Consider the following 23,514-nt stretch of genomic DNA (forward strand, 5'->3'; position numbering starts at 1 on the left):
GGGTTTCGGGGATGAGCGGGGTCGCCTTTTCTTTGGTCACTTTCTTTTGGCGAAGCAAAAGAAAGTGACTAGCCGCCGGGCTACCCCCGGCCAGCAGTCAGCAGCCCTGCAAAGGCACCAACTACTCTGTCGTGCTTCGCGCTAACCAAAAACTGGATTGCTTCGCGCGCTCGCAATGACAGCTCTCACCTGATTTCAGGAATCCCCACCGCCCCGGTAAAATCCCCGGATGATTGTCTATCTCCACGGCTTCAACTCCTCCCCCGCGTCCGGCAAAGCCCGCCAACTCGGCGAGCACATGGCCAAACTTGGCCGCCAGCAGGACTACTTCTGCCCAGCGCTCCCCAACAGCCCGCGCGAAGCCATCGCCCAGATTGAAACAGAACTGGAACGCCGTCACCCCGAATCGGTCACTCTGATCGGCAGCTCACTGGGCGGCTTCTATGCGACGTATCTGGCGGAGCAGCATGGCTGCAAGGCGGTGCTGGTGAACCCGGCGGTGCATGCCCACCGGCTTCTCCACAGCGCCCTCGGTCCGCAGACCAACTGGCACACGGGCGAGAAGTGGGTGCTCACACAGAAACACCTGGACGAGCTTGCTGCACTGGATGTCGACGCCATCACCCTGTCCGCCCGCTATCTTTTGCTGGTGCAGACCGGCGACGAGGTGCTGGATTACCGCGATGCGGTGGCCTATTACGCCGGGGCCACCCAGATCATCGAAGACGGCGGCGACCACGGCTTTGCCGGGTTTGAACGCCACTACCCAACCATTCTGGATTTTTGATGCATTTGATATTTGAAGAGGACGGCCATTTCAAGGCCGGTTCCATCCTGTCCGAGACCGATGCCACGGCACAGGTGGAGGCCGCCTCGGGCAAGCGCAGCAAAATCAAGACGGCCAACGTCCTGCTGCGCTTTGCCGCGCCTGCGCCGACCGAGGTGATGAACGAGGCCGAAACGCTGACGACCGAGCTCGACGCCGATTTCCTGTGGGAAGCGGCGGGCAGCGACGAATTCGGCTTCGAGCAGCTGGCGCAGGAGTACTACGGCCATGCGCCGCGCCCGGCGGAATCGGTGGCACTGCTGCTGAAGCTGCATGGTTCGCCGATCTACTTCCACAAAAAAGGCAAAGGCCGCTATCGCCCCGCGCCGGCCGACACTCTGGCGGCGGCCAAGGCCGGGCTGGAGAAGAAGCGCCTGCTGGCGGAGCGTCAGGCGCGGCTGGCCGCAGAACTGGCGGCGTTCCGGCTGCCGGAGGAATACGCTTCGTTGATCCCGCGCATCCTCATCGCGCCGGACAAAAACACGCTGGAATACAAGGCGCTGGAGGACGCGGCGGCGGCCACCGGCATGTCGCAGTTACGGCTGATCGAACGCTGCGGCGCGATCCCGTCGACGCTCGACTTCCATCTGGCGACTTTCCTGCTGGAATATTTTCCGCGCGGCACCGGCTTTGCGCCGGTGAGCGAGCCCAGCGATCCCCCTGAATTGCCGAAAAGCGCTGTGCGCGCGTTCTCGATGGACGACGAGGCAACCACCGAGATCGACGATGCGCTGTCGGTCGAATGGCGCGACGACGGCAGCGTCCGCGTCGGCATCCACATCGCAGCGCCGGCACTCGGCGTCACGCCGGGTTCCGAACTCGACAAGATCGCGCGCGAGCGGCTCTCGACCGTGTACTACCCCGGCGACAAGATCACCATGCTGCCGGACGCGCTGATCCACCATTACACCTTGGGCGAAACCCACGACTGCCCGGCGCTGTCGCTGTATGTGGACGTCGCGTCCGACCTGCGCGTGCTCGGCACCGAGACCAAACTGGAAATGGTGCACATCGCCGACAACCTGCGACACGAGACGCTGGAGGTGCTGTTCAACGACGACACGCTGAAAAATCCGGCGCTGCCCGACTATCCCTATCGCCGCGAACTGGAATGGCTGCGCGATTTTGCCGCGGTGCTGGAAGCCGGCCGCGGCAAAACCGACACGGTCGACCGCGTCGACTACAACTTCAAGCTCGACGGTGAGCGCATCAGCATCGTGCCGCGCAAGCGCGGCAGCCCGATCGACAAGGTGGTGTCGGAGCTGATGATTTTCGCCAACGCGCATTGGGGCGGCTGGCTGGCGGAGAAAAAAGTGCCGGGCATCTACCGCGCACAGGCCAACGGCAAGACGCGGATGACGACCGCGCCCGACCCGCACGTCGGCCTCGGCGTCGACCAGTACGCGTGGTCGTCGTCGCCGCTGCGGCGCTACGTCGACCTGGTCAACCAGCGCCAGCTGATCAGCCTGGTGCAGGGCAGCGATCCGGTCTATCCGCCGCGGAGCGAAGCGCTGTTTTCGGTGGTGCGCGACTTCGAGCTGGCGTATGACGCCTACAACGAATTCCAGCGCCGGCTGGAGCGCTACTGGATGCTGCGCTGGCTGATCCAGGAAGCCATCACCGAAGTCACCGCCAATGTGATCCGCGAGGACCTGGTGCGCTTCGACACCCTGCCGCTTGTGACGCGTGCACCGTCGGTGATGGGCGTGGCGCCCGGCGCGAAAGTGCGGCTGGCGATTTCAAATATCGACCTGCTCGACATTCAGTTTCACGCCGAGTATCTGGAAACCGTGACGCCGCCGCCTGACAGCGCCCCGATCGTTCCGTAGAATCCGGCTGATCCTTCAGGTTTTCACGCATGGTCACCGACCCTTCCACCGCCCTCCTCGCCGAACCGTCCAAGCAGGGCACGCGCATGGCGCTCGCGCTGCTGGCGTCCGCCGCGGTGCACGGCATGCTGCTGTCGACCCAGTTCGCGCAGATCAATCCGCGTCTGTTCGAGGACCTCAACCTGCCGATGGAGGTGGTGCTGGTCAACGCCCGCACGACCGAGGCGCCGCTTAGTCCCGATGCGCTGGCACAGGTGAACCTGGCCGGCGGCGGCAACACCGACGAGGAACGGCGGCTGAAGAGCCCGCTGCCGGCCAGCCCCCGCGCCGAAGTCGGCAGCGAGGAAGCCGCGATACAGGCGCGCGTGGCCGAGCTCGAAGAGCAGGCCCGCATGCTGCTGAGCCAGCTGCAGCCCGATGCGGCAGTGCCGGCCCAGGTCGAGGCCGCGCCCCCCGCACCGACCCGACCCGCGCCCGATGCCGTCCAGCTCAACCAGCAGGCACGCGAAATGGCGCAGCTGCAGGCGCGCATTTCGCAGCAGTGGGATGAATACCAGCAGCGCCCCAAGCGCGCCTTCGTCGGCGCCAACGTCCGCGAATATGCGTTTGCACGCTACGTCGAGGATTGGGTCACCAAGGTCGAACGCGTCGGCAACGTCAACTACCCCGAGGCGGCGCGCCGCCAGGGCATCTACGGCAGTTTGAAGCTGACCGTATCGATCTTTGCCAACGGCCGCATCGAGAAAATCGAAATCGACCGCACTTCCGGGTCGAAAATCCTCGATGCCGCGGCGATCAAGATCGTTGAACTTGCCGCGCCCTATGCGCCCTTCCCCGAGGACATGCGGAAAAAGGCCGACATTTTGTCTATAACGCGAACCTGGACCTTCACCCGCTCCGATCAGTTGGTGGGAACGGACTAACAGGACGCCGGCATTGCTGGTGTATAATATTCTGATTTGCTTATACATTTCGGAGTCTGATCATGCACACCGGCACCACCCTTACCCAGTTCATCATTGAAGAACAGCGTCGCACCGCCGGCGCGACCGGCGATTTCACCTCGCTCCTGAACGACGTCGTCATTGCCTGCAAGGCGATTTCCAACGTCGTCAACAAGGGCGCGCTGCTGGGCGTGATGGGCTCGCTGGACTCGGAAAACGTGCAGGGCGAAACGCAGAAGAAGCTCGACGTCATCACCAATGACATCATGATCGGCGCCAACGAGTGGGGCGGCCACCTGGCCGGCATGGCCTCCGAGGAAATGGACGAGCTCTATCCGATCCCGAGCCAGTATCCGCTCGGCAAGTACCTGCTGGTGTTCGATCCGCTCGACGGATCGTCCAACGTCGACGTCAACATCTCGGTCGGCACCATCTTCTCGATCCTGAAAGCCCCGGTCGCCGGCCGCGCCGCCAAGATGGAAGACTTCCTGCAGCCCGGCACCCAGCAGGTCTGCGCCGGCTACGCGATCTACGGTTCGTCGACCATGCTGGTGCTGACCTTCGGCCACGGCACCAACGGCTTCACGCTCGACCGCGACGTCGGCGAATTCGTGCTGACCCACCCCAACATGAAGATCCCCACCGAAACCAAAGAGTTCGCGATCAACGCGTCGAACATGCGGTTCTGGGAAAAGCCGGTGCAGCGCTACGTCGACGAATGCCTGGCCGGCAAGACCGGTCCACGCGGCAAGGACTTCAACATGCGCTGGGTTGCTTCGATGGTTGCCGAAGTGCACCGCATCCTCACCCGCGGCGGCATCTTCATGTATCCCAAGGACACCAAGGATCCCACCAAGGCCGGCAAGCTGCGCCTGTTGTACGAAGCCAACCCGATGGCCTTCATCGTCGAGCAGGCCGGCGGCGCAGCCACCACCGGTTACACGCGCATCCTCGACCTCAAGCCGGAAGGCCTGCACCAGCGCGTGCCGGTGATCCTCGGCTCGAAGACCGAAGTCGACACCGTGACCGGCTACCACCACGAAAAAGCGGCGTAAGCCGGTTTCGACGCGGTAACGAAAAAGCCGGGCAGTGCCCGGCTTTTTTCATGTCCACCCCCTGCGCTAACGCAGAAACAGCACGAACAACGCCACCCCCAGAGCCAGCAGCGAAAACGCACACGCCGCGCCGGCGAGCACCATCATGCGCCGGACGCGCGCTTCCGCCTGGACCGCGGCCCCCTCGAGCGCCGTCACGGTTTTCTGCAACTGCTCGGCCAGCTCCTTGACGTGCAGCGCATTCTGCGACGCTGCCTGCTGCAGTTCGGTAATCTGCTGCTGCAGCACGCCGCCCGGGTCCTGCACCGGCACGTCGGGCTTGCGCGTGGTGAACACCGGCAGTGCCGCCGAGACGATCGGACTGACGAAGGGCAGGATTGCCTTGACCGCGGGAATCAGCCAGGCCGCCATTGAATCTCCTTGCAGGGCTGCGGCGACGATGCCGCAGCCTTACTGTAGCGCACCCGCCCCTGCGGGCGCTAGGCTGCCGCCCGCCGCACACCTTCCCGCATCAGGCTCACGCAGTCGTCCGGCGGCAACGGACGGCTGAACAGGTAGCCCTGCGCCTGGTCGCACTGGTTGGCGCGCAGGTAGGCCAGCTGCGCCTCGGTCTCGACACCTTCCGCGACCACGGTCAGGTCGAGGTTGCGGGCCAGCGCGATGATGGTGCGTACGATCGCGGCGTCGTCGTCGTCGCCCGGGATGTCATTGATGAAGGAACGGTCGATCTTCAGGCAGTGGATGGGGAAGGTCTTCAGGTAGCTCAGCGAGGAATAGCCGGTGCCGAAATCGTCCACCGCGATGCGGATGCCCAGCCGTTCCAGCCCGGCCAGCACATCGGCGGCAGAAGCCAGATTGTCCATGATCGCCGATTCGGTCAGTTCGAGTTCCAGTTCGCCGGGGGCGAGGCCGGCGTCGTGCAGCGCCGCGCTCACTTCCTCGTCGAGATTGGTCTGCCGGAACTGCCGGGTCGACAGGTTGACCGCCATGCTACCGGGCGCCAGCCCCATCGCCTGCCAGGCGCGCAGCTGGCGGCAGGCCTCGTTCAACACCCAGTTGCCGATCGGCAGGATCAGGCCACTCTGTTCTGCGATCGGGATGAATTCCGTTGGGCTGACCGTGCCGAGCTCCGGCGATTGCCAGCGCAGCAGCGCCTCCCAGCCGGTCAGCCGGCCGCTCTGGATTTCCAGCTTGGGCTGGTAATGCAGCGCCAGCTCGCCCCGCGACAGCGCATGTTTCAAGCGCGCTTCCAGCAGCACGCGGCGTTCGATCGCTTCCGCCAGGTCGCGGCTGAACGCCTGGACGCAGTTGCGCCCGGCAGCCTTGGCGCGATGCAGGGCAAGGTCGGCATAGCGCATCAGGGCGCTCGGCGTCTCGCTGTCGCCGGCATGGCTGACGATGCCGATGCTGGCGCTGATTTCCACCCGGTCGTTGCCGACGTCGAATTCGCGGGTCATGGTCCGCAGCACGTTTTCGCCGACCTCACGCGCCTGCTCGATGCCGGCGCGTTCCAGCAGAATCACGAACTCGTCGCCGCTGAAGCGGGCCATGTAGGCTGCACGCGGCAGGCTCTCACGGATGCGGCCGGCGGCCGCCACCAGCAGCAGGTCGCCCAGTTCGTGGCCGAGCGTGTCGTTGACATTCTGGAAATGGTCCAGGTCCAGCAGCAGGATGGCGCAGGGCGTGTCCGGCCAGGTGTGCTCGACCGCCAGGTTGAGTCGTTCGCTGAACGCCGTGCGATTGGGCAGCCCGGTCAGGTCGTCGTGGGTGAGCATGTGCCGCATCAGACGAAACGGCCGGCTCACTGCCTCGGTATAGATGGCGCGGTAAAGGTAATAGTAGGCAAACACCTTGTAGACATGGCCCAGCAGGTTGGCCGCGCTGCTCACTTCCACATAGACGATGAAGAACAGTTCGCCCGCCGCCATCAGCAGCAGCGCCAGCATCAGGCTTTCGATGTCGCAATGGGTGATACGCGTGCGGCGCAGATACAGCAGTACGGCCACCGCGAGATAAAGGCTGAACACGCCCCATTCGAGCGCAATCTTGAGCGGCGTCAGGCCCTGGCCGCTCACGTACATCGCCGGCACGCTGTCCGGCGACAGCAGCAGCGCCCAGGCAAACACCAGCGCCCCCACGAGCACCACCGCCCAGCCATAGCGGCTGGCAGGGAAGCGCGTGGCGGGGGTTTCCGGCAGCAGCACATAGGCGAGCAGGCCAAGACCGGCGGCGTAGCGCGCGCACAGCCAGAACAGGATAGACTTGTGCGGCGAATTGGCGCTGATCAGATCCGGCATGCCGAGGTAGGACAGGAAATGCAGGGTGTCGAACAAGGCCACCGCCATGAAGGCGCTGCCCAGCGCCATCGAGCGGACCGAGCGCCGCGCTTCCTGCGCGCCATAGCCGGTGAAGAACACCAGCGCCGCGACGATGATGGCAAAGATTTCCATCAGCGAGTGCGCCGCCAGGAAGGTCGGCGACGAGATCGCCCACTGATTGCCCGGCGCGCTTTGCCACAGCAATAACGGAATGCTTGCGGCCAGCAGCAGCAGGCCGGCGAGTCGGTGGGTGGTGGGAGCAGGCAGGTGCATCAAATCATGTCTGGGCAGGGGCGGGTACGGGCATATTAACCACACTAGCGTCATTAGTATTCAGGCTGGCCGGGGCCGGGTCAACCGTGGGCGCAGGCAGGCTCAACCCGCCGGTCACCTCTTGCAGACCATTACGGCACTGGAACCGCCAGCTTGAAGCGCCCCAGGGGGGCGCCTCAAACCGCGTGCACGTCCGACAGCGCAGCGCTGCGACGGCAAGAATCGGGTGGTGACCGCACCGCCTGCGCGGTAGAGTCCGCCCATGAGCATCCCGTTTGCCGAATCCAGCCGCGATTATGCCCGCGTCGCCGAGGCGATTGCGTATCTGCGCGCACATCGCCACACCCAACCGGATCTCGCCGCCGTGGCACGGCATCTGGCGCTGAGCGAGCCGCATCTGCAGCGGCTGTTCACGCGCTGGGCCGGCATCAGCCCGAAGCGGTTTCTGCAAAGTCTGACGCTGGAAGATGCACGCGCCCGGCTGGCGGCGACCCGCGATGTGCTGGACCTGAGTCTGGACGTCGGGCTGTCGGGGCCGGGACGGCTGCACGATCTGTTCGTGACGCTCGACGCGGTATCGCCGGGCGAGGCGAAAGCGGGCGGGCGCGGACTGACGCTGCGCTATGGCGTGCATCCGACGCCGTTCGGCGAGGCGCTGATCGCCGTCAGTCCACGCGGGATCTGCACGCTGCATTTTCTGGCCGCGGGCGACGACGCCGCGTCGCGGCTGCGCGCCGACTGGCCGCACGCGGTGCTGCGGGTTGACGACGCCGCCACGGCGCAACTGATCACAACGATTTTCGGCGCGGCACGGCCAGCTGTACCGCTCGCGCTGTGGCTCAAGGGCAGCAATTTCCAGTTCCGGGTATGGCGTGCGCTGCTGGCGATTCCGCCGGGCGGGCTGGCGACCTATCGCACGCTGGCCGAAGGCATCGGGCACCCACGCGCGGCGCGCGCGGTGGGCAACGCCGTCGCCGCCAATCCGCTGGCCTATCTGATCCCGTGCCATCGCGTGATCCGCGAATCCGGAAGGTCCGGCGGCTATCGCTGGGGACCCATCCGCAAAGCCGCGATTCAGGGCTGGGAGTCGGGGGCCGACGGATGATGCGACGGCACATGCACGTTGGCGCCGCGCGCCACATGCGGATGCGCATCCAGCTCCGCCGGGTCGACCTTCAGCCGCCGGTCGCTCACCCAGTGGAAAAACAGCGGGATGAAGAACACGGCAAGAAAGGTGGCGGCGAGCATGCCGCCGACGACGCCGGTGCCGACTGCATGGCGGGCGCCGGCACCGGCGCCGCTGGAAATCGCCAGTGGCACGACACCGAGGATGAAGGCCAGTGAGGTCATCAGGATCGGGCGGAAGCGCAGGCGTGCGGCCTCGAGCGCCGCCGCGACGGTGGAATAGCCCTCGGCCTTTTTCAGCACGGCGAACTCGACGATCAGGATCGCGTTCTTCGCCGCAAGGCCCAACAGCGTCACCAGGCCAATCTGGAAATAGACGTCGTTGGTCTGCTCGCGCAGCCACACCGCGGCGAGTGCGCCGAAGGTACCGAAGGGCAGTGCCATCAGCACGGCGAACGGCAGCGACCATTTCTCGTACTGCGCGGCGAGGATCAGGAACACCATCACCACGGCGAGCCCGAGCGCGAGGCCGGAGGTCCCGGACGAGCGTTTTTCCTGGAACGACGCGCTGGTCCATTCGTAGGAGAAATCCGGCGGCAGGGTTTTCTTCGCGATCTCGTCGACGATGGCGAGCGCCTGCCCGGAACTGATCCCCGGCACCGCGCTGCCCATGATCTTGACCGCTTGATAGTTGTTGTAGCGGTCGAGCGTTTCCGGACCAGACGAAAAGTTGACGCGCGCCAGCGCCGACATCGGCACCATGCCGCCCGCCGCATTCGGCACATGGAGCGCGGACACATCCTGCGGCGAACTGCGCGCGCCGGGTTCGGCTGACATCAGCACCTGCCAGGTGCGGCCGTACTTGTTGAAGTCGTTGACGTAAAAACTGCCGAGCGTGGCCGACAGCGTGTTGAACACGTCGTCGATCCGCACCCCCAGCGTCTTGGCTTTTTCGCGGTCGACGTCGACGTAGAGCTGCGGCACATGCGGCCGCCACAGCGTCAGCACCTGGGCCAGCCGCGGGTCCGCCCGCGCGGCCGCGAGAAACCCGTCGGCCACCTCGGCAAGCTTGTCCGGACCGGCATCGCCGCGGTTCTGGATATAGAACTCGAAGCCGCCGGCATTGCCCAGTCCAAAAATCGGCGGCGGCGCGAACGCCAGCACCAGCGCTTCCTTGATGTGGCCGGTCGCGCCCATGATCTCGCCGACCATGTCGTTGATGGTTTTGTCGCGGTCGTCCCAGTGGCGCGCGGCGACGAAAATGGTCGCCGCGCTGTTGCGGAATCCGCCGCCGAGAAAATCCAGTCCGGCGAACGCGACGACGTGTTCGACCGCCGGGTCGCGCCGCGCGATTTCGTCGATCTGCTTCACCACCGCGGTGGTGCGTTCGAGCGTCGCCCCGTCGGGCAGATAGGCGGCACTGATGTAGTAGCCCTGATCCTCGTCGGGCACCAGGCTGCCGGGGGTGGCTTTCCACAGCGTGAACGCGGCGCCGATCATCACGCCGTAGATCACCAGCGCCAGCAGCGAGCGCCGCATCAGGAACTTGACGCCGCCCTGGTAGTGGCGCGTCATGCCGGCGAAGCCGCGGTTGAAGGCGCGGAAAAAGCGTCCCGGTTCATGCGGCTTCTCGCCTTTCAGCAGCGCCACGCACAAGGCCGGGGTGAGCGTCAGCGCGACAATGCCGGAAATGACGACGGCGATGGAAATGGTGACGGCGAACTGGCGGTACAGCTCGCCGGTGAGCCCGCCGAGGAAGGCGATCGGAATGAACACCGCGCATAGCACCAGCACGATGGCGATGACCGGCCCGGTGACCTCGCGCATCGCCAGCAGCGCCGCTTCGCGCGGGGATTTCTTTTCTTCGTGGATGATGCGTTCGATGTTTTCCAGCACGACGATCGCATCGTCGACGACGATGCCGATGGAGAGCACCATGCCGAACAGCGTCAGCGTGTTGATCGAATAGCCCAGCAGCAGCAGGCCGACGAAGGTGCCGAGCAGGGACACCGGCACCGCCAGGATCGGGATGATGGTCGCGCGCCAGTTTTGCAGGAAGACGAATACCACCAGCACCACCAGCAGGATCGCTTCGCCGAGCGTCTTGACGACTTCGCGGATCGACACTTCGACGAAACGCGTGGTGTCGTAGGGCACCGCATAGTCGAGACCTTGGGGGAAGGATTTTTTCATTTCGTCGACGGTGCGCTTGACCTCGTCGCCGACGTCGAGCGCGTTCGCGCCCGGCTGCAGGAAAATGCCGACCAGGGTGGCCGGCTTGCCGTTGTAGAGGCCGTTAAAATCGTAATCCTTGGAACCCAGCTCGACCCGCGCGAGGTCCTTCAGCCGCAGCAGCGAGCCGTCACTGTTGGCCCGCACGACGATGTTCTCGAATTCGGCGGGGTCGGCCAGCCGGCCCTGGGCGGTCAGCGAATACACCAGCGACTGGCCGGTATCGACCGGCGGCTGGCCGATTTTGCCGGGCGCGAACTGCGCGTTCTGTTCATTGATGGCGCCGGAGATGTCCTTCACCGTCACCCCCAGCTGCGCCATGCGGTCGGGCTTGAGCCAGATCCGCATCGCATAGTCCTTGGCACCGAAGATCTGCACATTGGTGGTGCCGGGAATGCGCTTCAGGCGGTCCAGTACGTTGAGCGTGACGTAGTTGCTGGTGTAGAGGTCGTCATAGCGCCCGTCCGGGGAGAGGAAGGCGAGCACCTGCAGAAACGCCGACGAGCCTTTTTCCACGTTCACGCCCTGTCGCCGCACTTCTTCCGGCAAGCGGGCCTCGGCCTGCTTCACCCGGTTGTTGACGTTGAGCGCGGCCTTGTCGACGTCCGAGCCGATCTCGAACGTGACCTGGATTTCAAGCACGCCGTTCGACGCCGACGTCGACGACATGTACATCATGTCCTCGATGCCATTGATCGCGTTTTCCAGCGGCGCGGCCACGGTCTGCTCGAGCACGCCGGCCGACGCGCCCGGATAGATCGCGCGCACGGTGACGACCGGCGGCGCGATCTCGGGATACTGCGCGATCGGCAGCACGCGCATCGACAACAGCCCAGCCAGCACGACGAGAATGGACAGGACGGTGGAAAAAATCGGCCGGTCGATGAAGAAGCGCGATAACATGGCGACCCCTTATGGCTGGGCGACGGCGGACGGTGCAGCGGCGGCCGTCGGCGTGGCCGCTTGCCCCGCTTCGCTGGCCGCGACCGGCATGCCGGGGAAGAATATCCGCGCCATGCCGTCGACGATCACGCGGTCGCCGGCCGCAAGCCCGCTTTCGATCACCCAGCGACCTTTTGCATCCTTGCCCGCATCACCGGCGCCGACCCAGGCGCCGACAACGACCGGACGCGGCAGTGCGACGGTCATGCCGTTCTCGCCCGGCGTCGCCACGTAGACGAACTTGCCTGTGGGGCCGTCCTGCACCGCGACCTGCGGCACCGCAATGGCGTCGGGCAGCGTGCCGCCTTCGACAATGACGCGGACAAACTGGCCGGGCTTGAGCCGGCCGTCGGCGTTGGCGAACTCGGCGCGCAGATCGAACGCGCCGGTCTCGGGGTTGGCCTTGTAATCGCTGAAATTGAGCGTGCCGGTGGTATCGAGCCGGCTGCCGTCGGCCAGCACCAGACCGATTTTCTGCTGGTCGGTTTGCAGCTCGCCGGCGCGGATCTGTTTTTCCAGCGCTAGGCGCGCGTCCTCGCCGATCGAAAAACGCGCGTAGATCGGCGTGATTTGCGCGAGCGTCGCCAGCGCCGGCCCGCTCGGGCTGGCCAGTGCGCCTTCCACCTGCAGTGCGCGCCCCATCACGCCGGAGATCGGCGCGCGGATGGTCGCGTAGCCGCGGCTGATGCGGGCGTCGGCCAGCCGCGCCTCGGCCGCCGACACTTCGGCCTTCATCACGTCCTGTGCCGCTTCGGTGGCGTCGAGCGCGCGCCGGCTGACGAAACCCTGCGCCGCCAGGGTCTGATTGCGCCCGTGCTCGACCTGCGCCTCCTTCAACAGGGCCCGGCGATTGACCACTTCGGCCTGGGCGGCGCGCACCTGGGCGTCGAGGCTGGCACCGTCCAGCGTATAGAGCAGCGCACCGGCCTTGATCGGCGCCCCTTCCTCGAAATGCCGACGCTCGATCAGGGCCGACACGCGCGGGCGGATTTCGACTTCGCGCGAGGCTTCGAGCCGGCCAACGTATTCGAAGCTGATCGGCACGCTTGCCGGCGTCGCCACCTCGACCGTGACCGCGGCCGGCGGCGGTGCACCCGCGCCGGCAGGCGCCGCGTCATCGGGCTTGCCGCACGCAGCAAGCAACGCGACCAGAGTAATGGCAAGCAAAGTGGCTAGGCGATTCATGGCGCGGCCTCGGGTGTTGGGCGGAATCGGCCGATATTAATCGCATACATGCATGAATGTAAATTGAACCGCGCCGGTTTTTTGTGGACAATCCCCGCATGGTCAAGAAAACCCGTGAAGACGCCCTCGCCACCCGCGAAACCCTGCTGGCCGCCGCCTTGCAGGTCTTCCGCGAGCGCGGCGTGGCCCATACCCGGCTGGCGGACGTGGCCGAGCGCGCCGGGGTGACGCGCGGCGCGATCTACTGGCATTTCAAGGACAAGGCGCAGTTGTTCGCGGCGGTGTGCGAACGCGGCACCCTGCCGGTGGAGGCGTTACTCGCCGAGGCCAGCCGAAACGCGCAGCGCGATCCGCTCGCCACGGTGCGCCAGCTGGCGCAGATGGCACTCACCCATCTGGCGGGCTGCGCCGACACCCAGGCGATGTTCGATGTGATCTTCCACAAATGCGAGTTCACCGATGAGCTCGCGCCGGTGGTCGCCAAGAACGACGCCGACCGCGCCGCCTGCCTGTCGCGGGTGCAGATGCTGTTCGACCAGGCCGTCGCCATCGGCCAGCTGCCGGCGCACACCGATACCTTTCTCGCCACGCAAGGCCTGCACGCCTATATGGTGGGCCTGATGCACGAATGGGTCCTCAACCCCGGCAGCTATGACCTTGCTGTCTGCGCGGAACCGCTGCTCGACTGCTATCTCAGCGGTCTGGCAGTGCGTCCGCCGGTGTGCCGGCCGCCGACCTGAACAGCGCCAGCGCCTGCACACGCTGGACCGCATGATCGATGATGGGCGCCGGGTAGTCGCGCCCGATCACGACGCCGCAGCGCGACTGCTCGGCGGCGGGCATGGTCCACGGCGCATGGATGTAGCGGTCCGCCACGCCGGCCAGCTCGGGCAGATAGCGGCGTATGAAGCGGCCCGCTGCATCGAAGCGCTCGGACTGGGTGACCGGGTTGAAGATCCGAAACCACGGCTGGGCATCGCAGCCGACCGAGGCGGCCCACTGCCAGCCACCGCTGTTGGCCGCGAGATCGAAATCGATCAGCGTATCGGCGAAATAGCGCTCGCCGCGTCGCCAGTCGACCAGCAGGTCCTTGGCCAGAAACGACGCGGCCACCATGCGCAGGCGGTTGTGCATGTAGCCGGTCTGGTTCAACTGGCGCATCGCGGCGTCGATCAGCGGATAGCCGGTGCGCGCCGCGCACCAGGCCTCGAAATGGCCTGGCGGATCGGGCCAGGGCAAGGCGTCGTACTGTGGCTTGAAGCTGTGGCCGCACGCGACCTCGGGGCGATGCCACAGGACCTGATGGTAGAAATCGCGCCAGATCAGTTCGGAAAGCCAGGTCTGCGCACCGCGCCCCCCCTGCTGCCAGGCCGCGCCCGCCAGCTGGCGGATCGACACGGTACCAAAGCGCAGGTGCACCGACAGGTAGGACGGCCCCTTGATCGCGGGAAAATCGCGAGTCTCCTGATAACGGTCGATGCGGTCGAGAAAATCGTCGAACAGCTGCGCCCCGCCCGCCATGCCGGTGGGCAGCTTCAATGCGCGCAGGTTGGTCGGCGCAAAGCCCATGTCCTCCAGGCTGGGAAGCGGCGTCGAGTGCGGCACCAGGCGGTCGGTATCCTCGACCGGCCAGCCCCGCAAACACGACGGCGTCAGCGTTTTCAGCCAGGCGTTTTTATAGGGGGTGAAGACGCTGAACGGCGTGCCGGCGCCGGTCAACACCTCGTCGCGCTCGAAAATCAACGTGTCCTTGTAATGGTGAACCGATACCTCGTGGGTCGCCAGCGCGGCCTCGACATCGGCATCGCGTGCCAGCGCGGCGGGGTCGTCGTCATGGTTGTAGAACAGCGCATCGACCCCGAGCTCGGCCGCCAGCCGCACGATTTCCTCGCGCGCGACGCCATACCGCACGACCAGGCCACCCCCCTTCGCCGCCAGCGCCTGTTGCAGCTCGGCGACGCTGGCGTGGATGAATTCGACCCGGCGATCGGCCGGGTTGGGGAGCCGATCGAGAATTTCGCGGTCGAAAATAAAGGCGCACACCACTTGCCGGGCCTGATTCAGCGCGTGGTGGAGCGCCGCATGGTCGAAATCGCGCAGGTCGCGACGAAACCAGACTAAGGCACGGGCATATTCAGGCATGGCGATTCTGGTCGATATAACTATTGAGACGGCTCGAAGAAGTTTGAAATCGTATAGGTTTGCAAGGGCTTTAGGGGCCGACAGGTTCGTTGTGCCGTCTCAATAGGGCGCAGTTTTAATTGATTATTGCTTCGGCCTGTTCACCTTCCCGACCTTGCTTCATTGAAGCGGATTTCCTGGCTACTTCATACTTCATCTGGCCGAATCAATAACAGGGGGCGACACAAAAAGGGGTTCTGGCTCGATTTGAGGCAGATTACAATGGGAAGGCAATCATGGATACCGTCAACCTCACGCACAATTTTCTGATCGCCATGCCCGGCATGGTGGATCCGAATTTCAACGGCACGCTCACCTACATCTGCGACCACAGCGAGCAGGGCGCGCTCGGCGTGGTGGTCAACCGGCCGATCGACCTCGATCTGTCGACCCTGTTCGAGCAGATCGGACTTTCGCTGCCGGAGCCGCTGCACGACAAAATCGTCTACTTCGGCGGCCCGGTGCAGACCGAGCGCGGTTTCGTGCTGCACACGCCGCAAACCTTCAGCTCGACACTGACCGTGAACGACGCGGTCAGCCTGACCACCTCGAAAGACATCCTCGAGGCGGTGAGCCAGGGCACCGGACCGGAGAAATTCATGGTGTCGCTGGGCTACGCGGGCTGGGCGGCCGGCCAGCTGGAAGAAGAAATCAAGCAGAACGCCTGGCTGTCGGTGGCGGCCAACCCGCAGGTGATTTTCGACCTGGCGCCCGAAGAACGCCTGCCGGCGGCGATGAAGCTGCTCGGCATCGACTTCGCCAGCCTGTCCGACGAAGCCGGGCACGCTTGAGCTTCGTCGACACCCACGGCACGGTGCTGGCCTTCGATCTGGGGCTCAAGCGCACCGGCGTGGCCTCGGGCGAACTGTCGATCGGCGTCGCCCATCCGCTTACCGTCATCCCGGCCGCGTCCACCGAGGCGCGGCTCGACGCCATCGCCAAACTCATTGCCGAATGGCAGCCGGTGCTGCTGGTGCTGGGCCTGCCCACCCACGCCGACGGCAGCGAGCATGAAATGACACGGGTGGCCAAAAACTTCGCGCGCAAATTAGAATCGCACTTCAGGCTGCCGGTGTTTCTGGTGGACGAGCGTCACACCAGCACCGCAGCCGAATCCGCACTGCACGAGCGCGGCATCCACGGCAAGAAAAACAAGGCACTGGCCGATGCCGTCGCCGCCCAACTGATACTGCAAGGATTTCTTGATGCCCGCCTCATTGCCTGACGTCGACCCGCTGATCGCCCAACTCGCCGGCGCCATCGCGCCGGTCCTCACGCCGGAGACCGTGATCGTCGGAATCCACACCGGCGGCGTCTGGGTGGCCGAGCGCCTGCATGCGCTGCTCGGCTGCAAGCAGCCACTCGGCATGCTCGACATTTCCTTCTACCGCGACGATTTCTCGCGCATCGGCCTGCACCCGCAGGTGAAGCCGTCCAACCTGCCGTTCGACCTCGAAGGCCGCGACATCGTGCTGGTCGACGACGTGCTGCACAGCGGGCGCACGGTGCGCGCAGCGATGAACGAACTGTTCGACTACGGCCGCCCGTCCTCGATCCGGCTGGCGGTGCTGGTCGACCGCGGCAACCACGAATTGCCGATCCGCCCCGATTTCACCGGACTCACGCTCGACGTGCCAGCGCATCAAAACATCAATCTTTCGCGGCTGGATGACGGCCACCTCACCCTATCCCTCGCATGAACCTACAACTGACTGAAGACGGCAGGCTGCGCCATCTGCTGACGCTCGACGGCCTGCCGCGCGCGATCCTGACGCAAATTCTCGATACTGCCGAATCCTTCATGGACGTTGGCGAGCGCGAAGTGAAGAAAGTCCCGCTGCTGCGCGGCAAGTCGATCTTCAACCTGTTCTTCGAGCCGTCGACGCGCACCCGCACCACCTTTGAAATCGCCGCCAAGCGTTTGAGTGCCGACGTCGTCAACCTCAACATCGCGACCTCCAGCCAGACCAAAGGCGAGGCGATCCTCGACACCGTCGACAACCTCGCCGCGATGCACGCCGACATGTTCATCGTGCGCCACGCGCAGTCGGGCGCGGCGCACTTCATCGCGCGCCACGTCGCCCCGCACATCTCGGTGATCAACGCCGGCGACGGCCGTCACGCGCATCCGACGCAGGGCTTGCTCGACATGTTCACCATCCGCCGCTTCAAGGGCGAGTTCCACAACCTGACCGTGGCGATCGTCGGCGACGTGCTGCACTCTCGGGTGGCGCGTTCGCAGATTCACGCGCTGACCACGTTGGGGGTGCCGGAAGTACGCGTGATCGGCCCGAAGACGCTGCTCCCCACCGGGGTCGAGCAGATGGGCGTCAAGGTGTTCCACAACATGGAAGCCGGGCTTGCCGGCTGCGACGTGATCATCATGCTGCGTCTGCAGAACGAGCGGATGAAGGGCGCGCTTTTGCCCTCCGCGCAGGAATACTTCAAGTTTTTCGGCCTGACGCCGGAAAAGCTCGCGCTCGCCCGGCCCGATGCGATCGTGATGCACCCCGGCCCGATGAACCGCGGGGTGGAGATCGATTCCGAAGTGGCCGACGGTCCGCAGTCGGTGATCCTGCCGCAGGTGACTTACGGCATCGCGGTGCGGATGGCGGTGATGGCGATGCTGGCCGGAGGGGCGACAGCATGAGCCACCTGACGAGGGACCCGCGCAGCGGGATCGGCAGCAAGGCGAATGCTGTCTGGCGCCGAGATGAAAGATTCAGCACCCGCGACCACCTGACCGAGGCGTCTGCATGAAAATCCATATCAAGAACGGGCGCGTGGTCGACCCGATGAGCGCGCGCGACGAGGTCGCCGATATTTTTGTTGCCGCCGGCAAGATCGTCGGCAACGGCCACGCGCCCGCCGACTTCCACGCCAACCGCACGCTCGACGCGACCGGGCTGGTCGTCTGCCCGGGCCTGGTGGACCTGTCGGTGCGGCTGCGCGAGCCGGGTTTCGAATACCGCGCGACGCTGGAATCGGAAATGCTCGCCGCCGCCGCCGGCGGCGTCACCTCGCTGGCCTGCCCGCCCGACACTGACCCGCCGCTGGATGAGCCCGGATTGGTGGAAATGCTGAAATTCCGCGCCCGCAATCTGCCGGGGCCGCGCGTCTATCCGATCGGTGCGATGACGCAAAAACTCGAAGGCCTGATGCTGACCGAAATGGCCGAGCTGACCGAGGCCGGCTGCCGTGCTTTCACCCAGGCCGATGCACCGATGACCGACACCCAGGTGCTGCTGCGCGCGATGGAATACGCCGCCACCTTCGACTTCAGCCTGTGGCTGCGGCCGCAGGATGTCTCGCTGGCGCGCGGCGGCATTGCGCACGACGGTGCCGTCGCCACGCGGCTGGGCCTGCCCGGCATTCCGTCGTTGGCCGAGACGGTGGCGCTGGCGACGATCCTGCAGCTCGCCCGCCAGACTGGGGCGCGCGTCCACATTGCGCGCCTGTCGACCCGCGAGGGCATTGCGATGGTGCGCGCGGCCAAGGCGCAAGGCCTCGCCATCACCTGCGATGTCGCCAGCACCCACGTTCACCTGTCGGAAAACGATCTCGTCACCTTCGATTCGCATATGCATCTGGTGCCGCCGCTCAGGAGCCTGCGCGACCGCGATGCCATCCGCGAGGCGCTGCGCGACGGCTCCATCGATGCGCTGTGCTCGGACCACACTCCGGTCGACGAAGACCAGAAGCAGGTGCCGTTCGGCGAATCGGCGCCGGGCGCTTCCGGCGTCGAACTGCTGCTGCCGCTGACGCTGAAGTGGGCGCGCGAAATGGGCGTGCCGCTGCTGCAGGCGATCGACCTGATCACCTGGAAGCCGGCGCAGATTCTCGGGGTGCCGGGCGGCAACCTGCAGGTGGGCAGCTGCGCCGACATCTGCATTTTCGATGAAGCAGCGGAATGGGTCGCCACCCAGAAAACGCTGGCGAGCCAGGGCGACAACACACCTTTCCTCAATCATCCGATGCAGGGCCGGGTACGCTACACCGTGATCGACGGCCATATCGACTTCGAAGCGGCGCATTGAGCGTCCTGTCATCCCCGGCGAGGCTGTTGTCCATGCCGCGCGTGTCGCCCTTCGTCGTATTCGCCAGCCTGCTGGCCGGGGCCGCCGCGGTGGCAGGCTTCGCGCCGCTCAACGTCTGGCCGCTGCCGCTGCTCAGCCTGGCGGTGCTGTTCGGCCTGCTGCTGCGCCCCGCGTCGATGCGCGCCGGCTTCCTCGTCGGCCTGGCGTGGGGGTTGGGCTGCTTCATCGCGGGGGTGAGCTGGATCTTCATCAGCCTGTCGGTCTACGGCGGCATGGCGACCTGGCTGGCGGCGCTGGCGACCTTTCTGTTCTGCGCCGTACTGGCACTCTTCCCCGCCCTGGTTGGCGCGCTGCAGGCGCGCTGGCCGCTGGCGCCGACGCCGCGCCTGCTGCTGCTGATGCCGCTTCTTTGGGGCGTGACGGAATGGGTGCGCGGCTGGCTGTTCACCGGCTTTCCGTGGCTGGTGGCCGGGTATTCGCAGGTGCCCACCAGCCCGCTGGCGGGCTATGCGCCGCTGGTCGGGGTCTATGGCGTGTCCTACCTGTTGGCGCTGGTCGCGGCGCTGGCCGCGTGGATCGTGCTGACGCACGGCGCGGTGGCGCGACGCCTGTGGGCCGCCGCCGCCATCGTGGCGCTCGGCGTCGGCGGCCAGGTGCTGCGCGGCATCGACTGGACCACGCCGGACGGCGCGCCGACCACGGTCGCGCTGCTGCAGGGCAACATTCCGCAGGACCTGAAATGGCAGCCCGAGAAAACGCTGTCGACGCTGGAAAGCTACGCGCGCATGGCCGCCTCCTCGCCCGCGCAGCTGATCGTGCTGCCGGAAACTGCGCTGCCGCTGTTCGAATCCAGCCTGCCCGAGCTCTACCGCGACGGCCTCGCCACGCTCGGCCGCAATAACGGCGGCGACGTGCTGGCCGGCCTGCCCACCGGCTCACCCGACAGCGACTATTACAACAGTGTGATCAGCCTCGGCAGCGCGCCGAGCCAGCGCTATCACAAGGTGCATCTGGTGCCGTTCGGCGAATACATTCCGCTGAAAGCGGTGTGGGGCTGGGTGATCGAGGTGCTGCACATTCCGCTGTCGGATTTCGCGCGCGGCGCCGTCGACCAGCGCCCACTCGCGATCGGCGGCCAGCGGGTGGCGGCCAATATCTGCTACGAGGATGCGTTCGGCGAGGAGATCATCCGCCAGCTCCCGGAGGCGAGCGTGCTGGTCAATGTGAGCAACCTGGCATGGTTCGGCGACTCGTTCGCGCCCTGGCAGCATGCGCAGATGTCGCAGATGCGTGCGCTGGAAACCGGACGCATGATGCTGCGCTCGACTAATACCGGCGTCACCGCAATCATCGATGCAAAGGGCCGCATGCTGGCGAGCCTGGCGCCCTTCACCACCGGCAGCCTGTCCGGCGAAATTCAGGGCTACGCCGGCAGCACGCCGTATGTGCGATGGGGTAACGCGCCGATCCTGGCGCTGTGGGGCTTGCTGGGGCTCGGACTGGGGATCGCCGCGCTCTACCCGCGAGGGGCAGGCCGTGGCTGTACAGCCGCTAAAGCGGCAACAGCCACGCTCAGGCGGCCTTGATCCGGGTGGCGTTGCGGCCGCCGCGCTTGGCTTCCAGCAGGGCGGCGTCGGCACGCGCCAGCGCTTCGTTTTCTTCCTTGTCCTCGCGGCTGTATTCGGACAGACCGCCGCTCCAGGACAGTTTTTGCGTCACGCCGGGAATCAGCTCCACGCTTTCCGGCATCTTGGCGCGCAGGCGATCGGCCAGCTCTTGGGCGCGGTCGAGCGGGGTGAACGGAAACAGGACGCAGAATTCGTCGCCGCCCAAGCGCGCGATAAAGTCGCTGTTGCGCAGGCAGGTCTTCAGCGCGTCACCGAACTTGATGATGAGCTGATCACCCGCCTCGTGGCCAAAAGTGTCGTTGACCTGCTTGAAGTTGTCGATGTCCATGATCAAGAGGCTGTGCGCCCAGCCGTCTTTCAGGCTGGCGAACAGCTCCTTCTGCTTTTCGTCGAAGCTGCGCCGGTTGTTGACCTTGGACAGGTGATCGAGCCGTGCCTGCGACGTGGCTTCCTTCTGCCGCCCCAGCATCACCTTGCCAAGCTTCAGCATGGTCTCCAGCGGGATCTGAAATTCCACCAGGCTGACCGGATAGTCGCTGCGCAGGCGCTGCTGGCGCAGGTCGTTGGTGAGCTTCACCATGGTGCGAAGGTTGTCGGTCACCCGGTTGCGCACCGACAGCGTGGTACCCATCACCAGAATGGCGATCACCAGGCTCGCGACCAGCCAGCCGAGCACATACGGCGCCACATTTTCGGCCACCGGCGTCACCGGCCGCCATACGGCAATGCGCCACGGCGTTCCGGCCAGCGCGATCAGGGCCGGCTCACCCTGGCGCTTGATCGCCTGGTTGCCGCGTCGCATCAGCACCATGAAGGCCTCGTCCGACTGGCTTTGCTGCAGTTCGGCATAGGCTGCCGCGTCCGGCAGCGGCAGCGTGTCGAACAGCGCCTGAAGTTGCGGCACGCTCTGCTCGACGATGACGAAGCCGAGCCGCTCGCCGCCGCTCGTCACCGGATGCGACAGGGCGAGATTGAAGGTGGCGGTGGCGGTCGCACCTGCAGCATCGCCGTCGGCACCGGTCAGCAGCCGTCGTGTATCGCCCGGCAGGAAACCGGGCAGCAGCTGGCGCTGGCCGGCGCTGACGAACAGCACGGTGGCCTCCTGGTTGAGCGCATGCAGGTTGGCGGCCTGCGCCTGGCAGACCTCCGGCGCGGTGGTGGCAAAGCAGGCCAGCGTCTGCGGGTGCGCGGCAATCTGCGCCGCACTGCGCTGCATAGCATCGGCCATGAACTCAATCTGGGTCGCCATCACCGGCTTGTCGAATTCTTCCGCCACCGGTTGCGCCTGCGGCCGCAACAAATACAGCGCGGACGTGACAAGCCCGGCCAGCAGCACCAGGGCTGCGGCCAGGATCAGGCCAAATCGCACGATGGAAATGTGGGGCATGACGTATGCGCCAACCGGCACCAGCACCTCTTATGTTTGTAATTGTCTCCGCAATGGCAGTTGCTCGTGTTCCGAAGCAACCGCCGCTATCAGGGCAGTAAACAGCAAGATCCATGCCCCCAATCCGTGCCCGGCCGTCCGCCTCGTCGGACGCCGTCAGTCTCTAGCGTGTAAAGAAATCCGACACTTACTGGCGGCCCGTGCTGCCGAACCCGCCTTCGCCGCGCTGGCTGCTTTCGAAGTCCTCCACCACATTGAACTCGGCCTGCACCACCGGCACGATGACCAGCTGCGCCAGCCGCTCCATCGGCGTGAGTTCGAACGCCTGCTGGCCACGGTTCCAGGCGGACACCATCAACTGGCCCTGATAATCCGAATCGATCAGCCCGACTAGATTGCCCAGCACGATGCCATGTTTGTGGCCCAGGCCCGAGCGCGGCAGCAGCATCGCAGCCAGCCCGGGGTCGGCAATGTGCATCGACAGCCCGGTCGGAATGAGCGCGGTCTGGCCCGCTTGCAGCACCAGAGGGTTGTCCAGGCAGGCACGCAGGTCCAGGCCGGCACTGCCGGGGGTGGCGTAGGCCGGCAGGTGCTGCGCCATGCGCGCGTCCAGCACTTTCAGGTCGATGGTGGTCATGCTTCGGGTGACCGCAGGGTCAGGCTGGACATGCGACGTTCGATTTCGGCCACCAGCAGCCGCGCCAGGTCGAGCTTGTCGCCGGGCGGCAGTTCCTGTTCACCTGCGGCGTCGACCAGCACCAGCGTGTTGTCGTCACGGCCGAAAGTGGCCGGGCCGATGTTGCCCACGATCAGCGGCACACCCTTGCGCAGCAGCTTGGCGCGTGCGTGCTGCACCACGTCGTGGCTTTCGGCGGCAAAACCCACGCACCAGGGCCGCTGGTCTTCGGGCAGCCTGGCCACGGTGGCCAGGATGTCGGGGTTTTCAACGAGCGCCAGCGCCGGCGGGCGGCCGCTGCCGTCTTTTTTGATCTTGTGCTCGGTGATGCTGGCGGGCCGCCAGTCGGCCACCGCCGCGGTGGCCACGAAGACCTCATGGAGGCCGGCCAGCGGCAGCACCACGTCCAGCATCTGCTGCGCGCTTTGCACGTCGATGCGCTGCACACCCCGCGGCGTGGGCAGGTGCACCGGGCCGGCCACCAGCGTCACCTTCGCACCGGCCTCGGCGGCCGCGCGGGCGATGGCAAAACCCATCTTGCCGCTGGAATGGTTGGTGATGCCTCGCACCGGGTCGATGGCCTCGAAGGTGGGCCCGGCCGTCACCAGCACGGTGCGGCCGGCCAGCCGCTTGGGCTGGAAGAAGGCAATCAGTTCGTCGCACAGTTCGGTGGCTTCGAGCATGCGGCCGTCGCCCACTTCACCACAGGCCTGGTCACCGGCGGCCGGGCCCAGCACCGTGGCGCCGTCGGCCCGCACCTGCGCCACGTTGCGCTGCGTGGCCGGGTGGGCCCACATCTCGCGGTTCATGGCCGGCGCCACCAGCAGCGGGCAAGTCAGCGAAGGGCGCGCCAGACACATCAGGCTCAGCAATTCA

20 protein-coding genes are annotated in these 23,514 nt (G+C 65.8%); 12 read left to right on the forward strand and 8 right to left on the reverse strand.

Going from position 1 to position 23,514, the window contains the following annotated elements; genetic code table 11:
* The first annotated feature begins 229 nt into the window (after positions 1 to 229).
* From Q8R61_RS10860 to Q8R61_RS10875, 4 genes are all read left to right on the forward strand, one after another.
* Positions 230 to 787: a YqiA/YcfP family alpha/beta fold hydrolase gene (locus Q8R61_RS10860; RefSeq protein WP_305537091.1), complete on the forward strand. Its 558-nt coding sequence runs from the start codon at positions 230 to 232 to the stop codon at positions 785 to 787.
* Entirely contained in the window at positions 787 to 2,655 is a 1,869-nt protein-coding gene (locus Q8R61_RS10865) for a ribonuclease catalytic domain-containing protein (protein ID WP_305537093.1), read from the forward strand. The genes Q8R61_RS10860 and Q8R61_RS10865 overlap by 1 nt, the downstream gene beginning before the upstream one ends.
* 29 nt (positions 2,656 to 2,684) lie before the next feature.
* Entirely contained in the window at positions 2,685 to 3,578 is an 894-nt protein-coding gene (locus Q8R61_RS10870) for an energy transducer TonB (protein WP_305537095.1), read from the forward strand.
* 62 nt (positions 3,579 to 3,640) lie between these two features.
* Positions 3,641 to 4,654 (forward strand): class 1 fructose-bisphosphatase, encoded by a 1,014-nt coding sequence (locus Q8R61_RS10875; RefSeq protein WP_305537097.1) that lies wholly within the window; start codon positions 3,641 to 3,643, stop codon positions 4,652 to 4,654.
* 66 nt (positions 4,655 to 4,720) lie between these two features.
* On the opposite strand, the gene Q8R61_RS10880 is transcribed toward Q8R61_RS10875, so the two are convergent.
* Positions 4,721 to 5,065: a hypothetical protein gene (locus Q8R61_RS10880; RefSeq protein WP_305537099.1), complete on the reverse strand. Its 345-nt coding sequence runs from the start codon at positions 5,063 to 5,065 to the stop codon at positions 4,721 to 4,723.
* A 68-nt stretch (positions 5,066 to 5,133) separates the two neighbouring features.
* Positions 5,134 to 7,245 (reverse strand): bifunctional diguanylate cyclase/phosphodiesterase, encoded by a 2,112-nt coding sequence (locus tag Q8R61_RS10885; protein WP_305537101.1) that lies wholly within the window; start codon positions 7,243 to 7,245, stop codon positions 5,134 to 5,136.
* 262 nt (positions 7,246 to 7,507) lie between these two features.
* Between Q8R61_RS10885 and Q8R61_RS10890 the strand changes: the two genes are divergently transcribed.
* A complete protein-coding gene (locus Q8R61_RS10890) occupies positions 7,508 to 8,350 on the forward strand; it encodes a methylated-DNA--[protein]-cysteine S-methyltransferase (RefSeq protein ID WP_305537103.1) in 843 nt (280 codons plus the stop codon).
* Here Q8R61_RS10890 and Q8R61_RS10895 read toward each other — a convergent pair.
* Together Q8R61_RS10895 and Q8R61_RS10900 are read right to left on the reverse strand one after the other, a co-directional pair.
* Positions 8,320 to 11,505, reverse strand: a complete 3,186-nt coding sequence (locus Q8R61_RS10895; protein WP_305537105.1) for an efflux RND transporter permease subunit — start codon at positions 11,503 to 11,505, stop codon at positions 8,320 to 8,322. The two genes, Q8R61_RS10890 and Q8R61_RS10895, sit on opposite strands and share 31 nt — an antisense overlap.
* 9 nt (positions 11,506 to 11,514) lie before the next feature.
* The gene (locus Q8R61_RS10900) at positions 11,515 to 12,729 is read right to left on the reverse strand and encodes an efflux RND transporter periplasmic adaptor subunit (protein WP_305537107.1); all 1,215 of its coding nucleotides are present in this window, start codon (positions 12,727 to 12,729) and stop codon (positions 11,515 to 11,517) included.
* 98 nt (positions 12,730 to 12,827) lie between these two features.
* Between Q8R61_RS10900 and Q8R61_RS10905 the strand changes: the two genes are divergently transcribed.
* Positions 12,828 to 13,469: a TetR family transcriptional regulator gene (locus Q8R61_RS10905; protein ID WP_305537109.1), complete on the forward strand. Its 642-nt coding sequence runs from the start codon at positions 12,828 to 12,830 to the stop codon at positions 13,467 to 13,469.
* Here the strand turns inward: Q8R61_RS10905 and Q8R61_RS10910 are convergent.
* Complete coding sequence (locus Q8R61_RS10910; RefSeq protein WP_305537111.1) at positions 13,423 to 14,871, reverse strand: deoxyribodipyrimidine photo-lyase; 1,449 nt, start codon at positions 14,869 to 14,871, stop codon at positions 13,423 to 13,425. The two genes, Q8R61_RS10905 and Q8R61_RS10910, sit on opposite strands and share 47 nt — an antisense overlap.
* A gap of 275 nt (positions 14,872 to 15,146) precedes the next feature.
* Here Q8R61_RS10910 and Q8R61_RS10915 point away from each other — a divergent pair, with 275 nt between their 5' ends.
* The 6 genes from Q8R61_RS10915 to lnt all read left to right on the forward strand — a co-directional run bounded on the left by Q8R61_RS10915 (position 15,147) and on the right by lnt (position 20,533).
* Positions 15,147 to 15,701 (forward strand): YqgE/AlgH family protein, encoded by a 555-nt coding sequence (locus Q8R61_RS10915; RefSeq protein WP_305537113.1) that lies wholly within the window; start codon positions 15,147 to 15,149, stop codon positions 15,699 to 15,701.
* Positions 15,698 to 16,135, forward strand: coding sequence for a Holliday junction resolvase RuvX (ruvX, locus tag Q8R61_RS10920; RefSeq protein WP_305537115.1), 438 nt, complete (start codon positions 15,698 to 15,700; stop codon positions 16,133 to 16,135). Before Q8R61_RS10915 ends, ruvX begins: the two co-directional genes overlap by 4 nt.
* Positions 16,116 to 16,610, forward strand: a complete 495-nt coding sequence (gene pyrR / locus Q8R61_RS10925) for a bifunctional pyr operon transcriptional regulator/uracil phosphoribosyltransferase PyrR (RefSeq protein ID WP_305537117.1) — start codon at positions 16,116 to 16,118, stop codon at positions 16,608 to 16,610. Before ruvX ends, pyrR begins: the two co-directional genes overlap by 20 nt.
* Entirely contained in the window at positions 16,607 to 17,560 is a 954-nt protein-coding gene (locus Q8R61_RS10930) for an aspartate carbamoyltransferase catalytic subunit (protein WP_305537119.1), read from the forward strand. Before pyrR ends, Q8R61_RS10930 begins: the two co-directional genes overlap by 4 nt.
* Positions 17,561 to 17,666: 106 nt before the next feature.
* On the forward strand, positions 17,667 to 18,947 hold the full coding sequence (locus Q8R61_RS10935) for a dihydroorotase (protein ID WP_305537120.1): 1,281 nt from the start codon (positions 17,667 to 17,669) through the stop codon (positions 18,945 to 18,947).
* 32 nt (positions 18,948 to 18,979) lie between these two features.
* Entirely contained in the window at positions 18,980 to 20,533 is a 1,554-nt protein-coding gene (lnt, locus tag Q8R61_RS10940; RefSeq protein ID WP_305537128.1) for an apolipoprotein N-acyltransferase, read from the forward strand.
* Here the strand turns inward: lnt and Q8R61_RS10945 are convergent.
* From Q8R61_RS10945 to coaBC, 3 genes are all read right to left on the reverse strand, one after another.
* Positions 20,520 to 21,962, reverse strand: a complete 1,443-nt coding sequence (locus tag Q8R61_RS10945; RefSeq protein ID WP_305537122.1) for a diguanylate cyclase — start codon at positions 21,960 to 21,962, stop codon at positions 20,520 to 20,522. The two genes, lnt and Q8R61_RS10945, sit on opposite strands and share 14 nt — an antisense overlap.
* Positions 21,963 to 22,149: 187 nt before the next feature.
* A complete protein-coding gene (gene dut, locus Q8R61_RS10950; RefSeq protein WP_305537124.1) occupies positions 22,150 to 22,599 on the reverse strand; it encodes a dUTP diphosphatase in 450 nt (149 codons plus the stop codon).
* Positions 22,596 to 23,514, reverse strand: a 919-nt coding sequence (coaBC, locus tag Q8R61_RS10955; RefSeq protein ID WP_305537126.1) for a bifunctional phosphopantothenoylcysteine decarboxylase/phosphopantothenate--cysteine ligase CoaBC, incomplete at its 5' end; no start/stop codon positions are given. The genes dut and coaBC, both read right to left, overlap by 4 nt.

It is taken from the genome of Thiobacillus sp. (genome assembly GCF_030696885.1).
In the GTDB taxonomy this organism is placed as follows: Bacteria; Pseudomonadota; Gammaproteobacteria; order Burkholderiales; family Thiobacillaceae; genus Thiobacillus.

What these genes read in the sequence shown, in the direction of transcription:
- Q8R61_RS10860 (WP_305537091.1), top strand. Translation starts at nt 230, where the DNA reads ATGATTGTCTATCTCCACGGCTTCAACTCCTCCCCCGCGTCCGGCAAA.
- Q8R61_RS10865 (WP_305537093.1), top strand. Translation starts at nt 787, where the DNA reads ATGCATTTGATATTTGAAGAGGACGGCCATTTCAAGGCCGGTTCCATC.
- Q8R61_RS10870 (WP_305537095.1), top strand. Translation starts at nt 2,685, where the DNA reads ATGGTCACCGACCCTTCCACCGCCCTCCTCGCCGAACCGTCCAAGCAG.
- Q8R61_RS10875 (WP_305537097.1), top strand. Translation starts at nt 3,641, where the DNA reads ATGCACACCGGCACCACCCTTACCCAGTTCATCATTGAAGAACAGCGT.
- Q8R61_RS10880 (WP_305537099.1), bottom strand. Translation starts at nt 5,065, where the DNA reads ATGGCGGCCTGGCTGATTCCCGCGGTCAAGGCAATCCTGCCCTTCGTC.
- Q8R61_RS10885 (WP_305537101.1), bottom strand. Translation starts at nt 7,245, where the DNA reads ATGCACCTGCCTGCTCCCACCACCCACCGACTCGCCGGCCTGCTGCTG.
- Q8R61_RS10890 (WP_305537103.1), top strand. Translation starts at nt 7,508, where the DNA reads ATGAGCATCCCGTTTGCCGAATCCAGCCGCGATTATGCCCGCGTCGCC.
- Q8R61_RS10895 (WP_305537105.1), bottom strand. Translation starts at nt 11,505, where the DNA reads ATGTTATCGCGCTTCTTCATCGACCGGCCGATTTTTTCCACCGTCCTG.
- Q8R61_RS10900 (WP_305537107.1), bottom strand. Translation starts at nt 12,729, where the DNA reads ATGAATCGCCTAGCCACTTTGCTTGCCATTACTCTGGTCGCGTTGCTT.
- Q8R61_RS10905 (WP_305537109.1), top strand. Translation starts at nt 12,828, where the DNA reads ATGGTCAAGAAAACCCGTGAAGACGCCCTCGCCACCCGCGAAACCCTG.
- Q8R61_RS10910 (WP_305537111.1), bottom strand. Translation starts at nt 14,871, where the DNA reads ATGCCTGAATATGCCCGTGCCTTAGTCTGGTTTCGTCGCGACCTGCGC.
- Q8R61_RS10915 (WP_305537113.1), top strand. Translation starts at nt 15,147, where the DNA reads ATGGATACCGTCAACCTCACGCACAATTTTCTGATCGCCATGCCCGGC.
- pyrR (WP_305537117.1), top strand. Translation starts at nt 16,116, where the DNA reads ATGCCCGCCTCATTGCCTGACGTCGACCCGCTGATCGCCCAACTCGCC.
- Q8R61_RS10930 (WP_305537119.1), top strand. Translation starts at nt 16,607, where the DNA reads ATGAACCTACAACTGACTGAAGACGGCAGGCTGCGCCATCTGCTGACG.
- Q8R61_RS10935 (WP_305537120.1), top strand. Translation starts at nt 17,667, where the DNA reads ATGAAAATCCATATCAAGAACGGGCGCGTGGTCGACCCGATGAGCGCG.
- lnt (WP_305537128.1), top strand. Translation starts at nt 18,980, where the DNA reads ATGCCGCGCGTGTCGCCCTTCGTCGTATTCGCCAGCCTGCTGGCCGGG.
- Q8R61_RS10945 (WP_305537122.1), bottom strand. Translation starts at nt 21,962, where the DNA reads ATGCCCCACATTTCCATCGTGCGATTTGGCCTGATCCTGGCCGCAGCC.
- dut (WP_305537124.1), bottom strand. Translation starts at nt 22,599, where the DNA reads ATGACCACCATCGACCTGAAAGTGCTGGACGCGCGCATGGCGCAGCAC.